Below are 6,259 nucleotides of genomic sequence, written 5' to 3'. Positions count from 1 at the left end.
AGGATATAGGCGATGCGGTTCTCGAAATATTTGGGGTAGCCGTCAGGGTCGTCCTTGGCAGCCTTGCGCACCGCATTTTCGAATGTGCCATCCATGCAATAGCGGGCCTTGTAGGCCGCATACTGTCCCTGGAACTTGCCGTCGTAGAAGAAGCTGACTGAAGACGTGCCGCCGACGCTCGGTCTGTAGTGGTGGGACACATGAACGTCCTTGTTGGCCGGAAAGGTCGAGCGCCACCAGTAGGTCGAACGCAATTGCCAGAACGGCGTGTAGACCTTGGTCGTCTCGGTGCCGTCGCTGCCGGTGTCCTCGATGATGATGCCGCGGTTGACCCAGTCATCGACAACCGCTTGCGGCAGCTTGGCCAGCGCCGCCTTCGCCGCATCGCCGAATGGATAGAATGGCACGTTTTGCGCCTTCAACTCGGCGCTGATGTCGATGCCGAGCGCAAACACCTTCTGCTCCAGCTGCGGCTTGACGGCAACGCCGTCGATCGTCACCTCGAAGCCGAGGAAATTGTCGCTCTGGTTTTCAGGGATCGCCGGGATTTCTTCGGGATTGCCCGATATTTCGGGTATCGGAAAGGCGACAATGGCCTCGACATCCTTGTCGGTGTTGTTATGGAAGACATAGTCGACCGTCACCTTTTCCGGCGAGATGAAGAGGTCCTCGCTTTGCATCGACACGGCGTCGCTGCGCGACAGGATCAGGCCGCCAGTGCCAAGTTCGGCAACCGAATCATTGGCGAAGGCGGGCGCGGGCGACAGGGCCAGCACGGCGGTCAGAATATATCGCAACATGGAAACAACCTCGGCCAGAATGCTTGCAGGACCCTAGCGGTTTCAATGTGCCGTTCAAAGCCCTTCCGTATCCGCGGACGCGCGCCAGCGCGGTCTGGACTAACAGGTTCCGATCGGGCAGGAGTTCGCCCATGCGCAAGCTTCTCGTCATCGGCATCGGCGCCGGCAATCCCGACCACATGACCGTCCAGGCCATATCAGGCCTGAACCAGGCGGATGTGCTGTTCATTCCCGACAAGGGTGCGAAAAAAAATGAACTGGCCGAACTGCGCCGCCGGATATGCGACCGCTTCGTCACCAATCCGAAGTCGCGCCGCGTCGAATTCGACGTGCCGATGCGCGACATGCCGGTACAAGATGGGCCGGAGCCCTCCTACCGCGCGACCGTCGATGACTGGCACGAAGCCATCGCCGCCATTTACGAAGGCCTGATCCGCGACGAGATTGCCGGCGACGGCTGCGGCGCCTTCCTGGTCTGGGGCGATCCTTCGCTCTACGACAGCGCGTTGCGCATCCTCGAGCGCGTGAGCCAGCGAGGCAATGTGGCGTTCGAACTTGAGGTGATCCCCGGCATCACCGCTGTCCAGGCACTTGCCGCCAGCCACAAGATGGCGCTGAACCGCATCGGCGATTCCGTCCTCATCACCACAGGCCGCCGCCTGACCGAGGAAGGCATGCCGGACAATGCCGGCAGCGCGGTCGTCCTGCTGGACGGCAAATGCGCCTTCAACACGCTGGCCGACAAGGATGTCGTCATCCATTGGGGCGCCTATCTCGGAACGGAAGACGAGATCACTCTCTCCGGCAGGATCGGTGACATCGGAGCAAAGATCGAAGAGGTTCGAGAGGAAGCCCGTCGGCGGAAGGGCTGGATCATGGACAGCTATTTGCTGGGCAAGCCCGATTAGGAAGGCAATAGGGGAGTAAGGCAGTAGGGCAGTAGGTGAATGACGTTTTGTGTTGGAAGACAGCACGCGAATGCCTCCCTACTGCCCTACTGCCCTACTGCCCTACTGCCCTACTGCCCTACTGCCCTACTCCCCTACTCCCCTACTCCCTTCACCCTTCACCCAGCATCAATCTCCGCCTGCAATGCCTCCATATGCGCCGCCGCCGCGGCAGAAGCTGCGCGCTCGATGGCGCGGAAGCGGCTGACCACTGCCAGGCCGACCGCCGTCAACTGTGCGCCGCCGCCCTTGCGGCCGCCGGTCTGTGCCGCCACCAGCGGCTTGCCGAACACCCGGTTCATGTCCTCGACCAGGTCCCAGGCGTGCTTATAGGACATCTCCATGCCGCGAGCGGCGGCCGAGATGGAGCCGAAGGCGGCGATCTGTTCCAGGAGTTCGATCTTGCCCGGCCCGACGCGCCCGTCGGGATCGAGATTTATCCGCAAGCTCAGCGACGGCATCATTACTCTCCGCGGTCACAACCCAACCTCATACTAGAAGCTCCCTGGCGAAACCGCTATTCCAAAAAGACATAGCGGGATCATCCATCCGCCTCGGCGGGCAGGCCGGCGCCGGTGTTCGCCCGATCGAAGCTCACCGTCTTGATCACCGCGAAAACCTTGCCGCCAAGATGAAGCCTCAGCGCCTGCCGCGACTGTTCGGTGATGCGGGCAAGCACGGTTGCACCATTGCAGTCGATACCGACCTCGACCGCGGGCCCTTCGCCCGGGCTCATCGCGGTAATGGTCCCCGGCAGGATGTTGAGCGCGCTGAGGCCCGTCGGCTTTTCGGTGGCGATCATCACATCGCGGGCGCGAATACGGATGCGCACCGGCGTACCTGCCTTCATCGCCAGCTGTGGCACCCGGAGCTCGCCCGCGGCCGAGCCGAGCACGGTCATGCCGAAAGTCTCGTCGTGATGCAGCACCCTGGTGTCCAGCACGGCGCCCCCCTCGCCGCGCTCCTCCGCCGGCAACAGGTCGAGCCTTTGCATCACCGCCTCGGTCGGCCCGCTGGCAACGACATTGCCCTGCGCCAGCATCACCACATCGCTGGCCAGCCTCGCCACTTCGGCGACCGAATGACTGACATAGACGATCGGGATTTTCGTCTCGTCGCGCAGCCTTTCGACATAGGGCAGGATTTCGGCCTTGCGCGCTTCGTCGAGCGAGGCCAGCGGTTCGTCCATGAGCAGCAGTCTGGGGCTGGCAAGCAATGCCCGGCCGATCGCCACGCGCTGTTTCTCGCCGCCCGAGAGCTTTGCCGGCCGCCTGTTCATGAGCGGCCCGATGCCGAGCAGGTCGACGACGGCATCGATATCGGCGTAGCGCTCCGCCGGCGGCGTGAACCAGCGGCCGTAGCGAAGATTGCCGGCAACGCTCAAATGCGGAAACAGCCGTGCGTCCTGGAACACCATGCCGATGCGGCGCTTGTGCTTCGGCACGAAAATGCCGGCATCGGTATCGACCAGCACACGGCCGTCGACCTCGATGCGTCCCCTGTCGGGCCGGATCAGCCCGGCAATCATGTCGATCAGCGTCGTCTTGCCCGAACCAGACGCTCCGAACAGCGCCGTCAGCCGCCCGGCGCTTTCGAAGCGGGCGTCGATGGCGAAACCACCCAGCCGATGACTGATGTCGACGAGAACGCTCATTCGATGTCCAGTCGCCGGCCGACACGCCGCGCCAGCACCTCCGAAGCCACAAGTGCTGCCATGGAGATGACGATGGAGATCAGCGTCAGGCGGAGCGCCCCTTCATCGCCACCCGGCACCTGCGTGAAGGTGTAGATCGCCGACGGCAATGTCTGCGTCTCATTGGGAATGTTGGAGACGAAGGTGATGGTGGCGCCGAACTCGCCCATCGCCTTGGCGAAGGCCAGGATGGCGCCGGCGATCAGCCCGGGCAGGATCAGGGGCAGCGTGATGGTGGCGAACACCCAGAGCGGATTGGCGCCGAGCGTTCCCGCCGCCGCTTCCATCTTGCGGTCCACCGCCTCGATCGACAGCCGGATCGCCCGCACCATCAGGGGAAAGCCCATGACGCCGCAGGCCAGCGCCGCACCTGTCCAGCGGAAGGAGAAGACAATGCCGAAATGCTCGGCCAGGAAGGCGCCGGCCGGGCCGCGCCGGCCGAAGGTCAGCAGCAGCAGGTAGCCGGTCACCACGGGCGGCAGGATCAGCGGCAGATGCACCAGCCCGTTGAGAACGGTCTTGCCCCAGAATTGTCCCCGGGCAAGCAGCAGCGCGATCAATATGCCCGGTGGCAGGCTGGCGAGCATCGCCACCGTCGCCACCTTGATGGACAGCCGGACCGCATTCCATTCGTCGGGAGTGAGGTCCAGCAGCCAGTTCATATGCGAGATGAAGCCCCTTGGAACTCAGTTGCTCGGCGCGAGTACGGTAAATCCCTGATCCTTGAACAGCGCGGCCGCCTTGGCCGACTGCAGGCATTTCAGGAAAGCCGGCGTATCCTTGTCCTTCGAATCGGCGGTCTGGGCAACCGGATAGATGATCGGCGGATGCGAATCCTCCGGGAAGGTGCCGACCACCTTGACGCCCTTTTCGGCATGCGCGTCAGTGGCATAGACAATGCCAAGGGCGGCTTCGCCCGTCGAAACCAGCTTCAGCGCCGCGCGAACGTTTTCGGCCTGCGCCACCTTGCCCTCGACCGAGGACCAGACGCCGAGCGATTCAAGTGCGGCCTTGCCGTATTTGCCGGCCGGCACCGCCTTGAAATCGCCCATGGCGAGCTTGCCGTCGCCGATCAGCTTGGCGAGGTCAAAACCCTTCTCGATCCTGGTGTCGACCGCCGAGTCCTTCGGCGCCACCAGCACGATCTCATTGCCGAGCAGCTTCACTTCGGTGTCCGGCTTGGTCAGCTTCTTGTCGGAGAGATATTTCATCCAGTCGAGGTCGGCCGAGATGAAGACGTCGGCAGGCGCCCCGCCCTCGATCTGTTTGGCCAGCGCCGAGCTCGCGGCATAGGAGACAGTCGCCGCCTCGCCGACATCGGCCTCGCAGGCCTTGTTCACGGCGTCGAGCGCATCCTTGAGGCTGGCCGCGGCAAACACCACCACCTTGTCTTCCGCATGTGCTGCCGGCACCGCCGCCATCAACATCGCCGCAAAACCCCCAATGGTGATCGCCCTCGATGCAAAACCTATGCGCGTCATGGAAGACTCTCCCTGGTTTGAAATCCGGCCGGCTCGAAGCCCGCTAACCGATATATCCGTATGAATATAACAAGGAAAGGCCCGGCGCCCCATGAAAGCGTCTGTACGACACCGATTGTTCTGGTGAGACCGGCAAAGAAACCCTGGAAAGGAAACTCCGATGAAGATCAGCGCCCGCAACGTCCTCAAGGGAACGATCGCCGAGATCGTCAAGGGAGCCACCACCTCGCATGTCAGGATCGACATCGGTGGCGGCGCCATCGTCACCGCCTCGATCACCAACGAGGCCATCGCCGATCTCAAGCTCGAAAAGGGCAAGCAGGCCTATGCCGTGGTCAAGGCCTCGGACGTGATGGTCGGCATCGACTGAAATTTGCGGCCTTAAACCGCGATCGGCGCCTTGATCGACGCGTCGGCGACGTAGTTTTCCAGCCGGAAGTCCTCGAAGCGGAAGGCGGAGAGGTCCTTCGCCTCTGGATTGATCCACATTGTCGGCAGCGTCCTCGGCGTGCGCCGCAGTTGTTCGCGTGCTTGCTCGAAATGGTTCGAGTAGAGATGCGCATCGCCAAGCGTGTGGACGAAATCGCCGGGCTTCAGCCCTGTCACCTGCGCCACCATCAAGGTCAGCAGGGCATAGGACGCGATGTTGAACGGCACGCCAAGGAAGATATCGGCGGAACGCTGGTAAAGCTGACAGGAAAGCCGCCCTTCCGAAACGTAGAACTGGAACAGGCAGTGGCAGGGCGGCAGCGCCATCGCTTCCACCTCGGCTGGGTTCCATGCCGAAACGATCAGCCGCCTCGATTGAGGGTTTTTGCGTATCTCCTTGAGAAGATTCGCGATCTGGTCGATCGAGCCGCCATGGCCGTCAGGCCAGGAACGCCATTGCTTGCCGTAGACCGGCCCGAGATCGCCATTCTCGTCGGCCCATTCATCCCAGATCGAAACGCCGTTATCGGTGAGGTATTTGATGTTGGTGTCGCCGGCCAGGAACCACAAAAGCTCATGGATGATCGACTTGAGATGCAGCTTCTTGGTGGTGGTGACCGGAAAGCCGCGCGCCAGGTCGAAACGCATCTGATAGCCGAAGACGGAGCGCGTTCCGGTGCCGGTCCGGTCGCCGCGATCGGCGCCCTTGTCCAACACATGCTGCAAGAGGTCGAGATACTGGCGCATCGGTTCCGGCTCGATTCGAGAGTGCAGGCATTATAGCTGCCGGACAGGCGGCCGAACACAGCAAAATGGCAAAAAGCTTTGCTCTCCACCACGCTTTCCGGCCGTTTGCGCCGCCCCTCATTGCCCTGCCGGGCATTTCTCCCCGTATAGTGACGGGGAGAA

At 62.5% G+C, this 6,259-nt stretch carries 7 protein-coding genes and 1 pseudogene (1 of these 8 cut by a window edge); 2 read left to right on the top strand and 6 right to left on the bottom strand.

Annotation, left to right across the window (positions count from 1 at the left end; all coding sequences use genetic code 11):
• A pseudogene (locus tag EOC06_RS09960) lies at positions 1–800 on the bottom strand (DUF4424 domain-containing protein) (it extends 221 nt beyond the left edge of the window).
• Positions 801–931: 131 nt separating this feature from the next.
• On the opposite strand from EOC06_RS09960, the gene cobF reads away from it, so the two are divergent.
• Complete coding sequence (gene cobF, locus EOC06_RS09955) at positions 932–1,708, top strand: precorrin-6A synthase (deacetylating) (protein WP_128307646.1); 777 nt, start codon at positions 932–934, stop codon at positions 1,706–1,708.
• Between the two features lie 158 nt (positions 1,709–1,866).
• Here cobF and EOC06_RS09945 read toward each other — a convergent pair whose 3' ends face one another.
• The 4 genes from EOC06_RS09945 to modA all read right to left on the bottom strand — a co-directional run bounded on the left by EOC06_RS09945 (position 1,867) and on the right by modA (position 4,921).
• Positions 1,867–2,208 carry a winged helix-turn-helix domain-containing protein gene (locus EOC06_RS09945; RefSeq protein ID WP_127271788.1) on the bottom strand — a complete coding sequence of 114 codons (342 nt, stop codon included), beginning with the start codon at positions 2,206–2,208 and terminating at the stop codon, positions 1,867–1,869.
• Between the two features lie 80 nt (positions 2,209–2,288).
• Positions 2,289–3,401: a molybdenum ABC transporter ATP-binding protein gene (modC, locus tag EOC06_RS09940; protein WP_128307644.1), complete on the bottom strand. Its 1,113-nt coding sequence runs from the start codon at positions 3,399–3,401 to the stop codon at positions 2,289–2,291.
• Positions 3,398–4,102, bottom strand: a complete 705-nt coding sequence (gene modB / locus EOC06_RS09935; RefSeq protein WP_127293102.1) for a molybdate ABC transporter permease subunit — start codon at positions 4,100–4,102, stop codon at positions 3,398–3,400. Before modB ends, modC begins: the two co-directional genes overlap by 4 nt.
• A gap of 24 nt (positions 4,103–4,126) precedes the next feature.
• A complete protein-coding gene (modA, locus tag EOC06_RS09930; RefSeq protein ID WP_128307643.1) occupies positions 4,127–4,921 on the bottom strand; it encodes a molybdate ABC transporter substrate-binding protein in 795 nt (264 codons plus the stop codon).
• A 160-nt stretch (positions 4,922–5,081) separates the two neighbouring features.
• On the opposite strand from modA, the gene EOC06_RS09925 reads away from it, so the two are divergent.
• The gene (locus EOC06_RS09925) at positions 5,082–5,291 is read left to right on the top strand and encodes a molybdopterin-binding protein (RefSeq protein WP_128307642.1); all 210 of its coding nucleotides are present in this window, start codon (positions 5,082–5,084) and stop codon (positions 5,289–5,291) included.
• An 11-nt stretch (positions 5,292–5,302) separates the two neighbouring features.
• Here EOC06_RS09925 and EOC06_RS09920 read toward each other — a convergent pair whose 3' ends face one another.
• Entirely contained in the window at positions 5,303–6,097 is a 795-nt protein-coding gene (locus EOC06_RS09920) for a thymidylate synthase (RefSeq protein ID WP_128307641.1), read from the bottom strand.
• Positions 6,098–6,259: the final 162 nt, after the last annotated feature.

This window comes from Mesorhizobium sp. M7A.F.Ca.MR.362.00.0.0 (assembly GCF_004023175.1).
Classification (GTDB): Bacteria; Pseudomonadota; Alphaproteobacteria; order Rhizobiales; family Rhizobiaceae; genus Mesorhizobium.
This window is presented reverse-complemented; position numbering and strand designations above follow the sequence as displayed.

Bases quoted from the DNA above. Each gene is read 5' to 3' on its own strand.
- cobF (WP_128307646.1), top strand. From the start codon at position 932: ATGCGCAAGCTTCTCGTCATCGGCATCGGCGCCGGCAATCCCGACCAC.
- EOC06_RS09945 (WP_127271788.1), bottom strand. From the start codon at position 2,208: ATGCCGTCGCTGAGCTTGCGGATAAATCTCGATCCCGACGGGCGCGTC.
- modC (WP_128307644.1), bottom strand. From the start codon at position 3,401: ATGAGCGTTCTCGTCGACATCAGTCATCGGCTGGGTGGTTTCGCCATC.
- modB (WP_127293102.1), bottom strand. From the start codon at position 4,102: ATGAACTGGCTGCTGGACCTCACTCCCGACGAATGGAATGCGGTCCGG.
- modA (WP_128307643.1), bottom strand. From the start codon at position 4,921: ATGACGCGCATAGGTTTTGCATCGAGGGCGATCACCATTGGGGGTTTT.
- EOC06_RS09925 (WP_128307642.1), top strand. From the start codon at position 5,082: ATGAAGATCAGCGCCCGCAACGTCCTCAAGGGAACGATCGCCGAGATC.
- EOC06_RS09920 (WP_128307641.1), bottom strand. From the start codon at position 6,097: ATGCGCCAGTATCTCGACCTCTTGCAGCATGTGTTGGACAAGGGCGCC.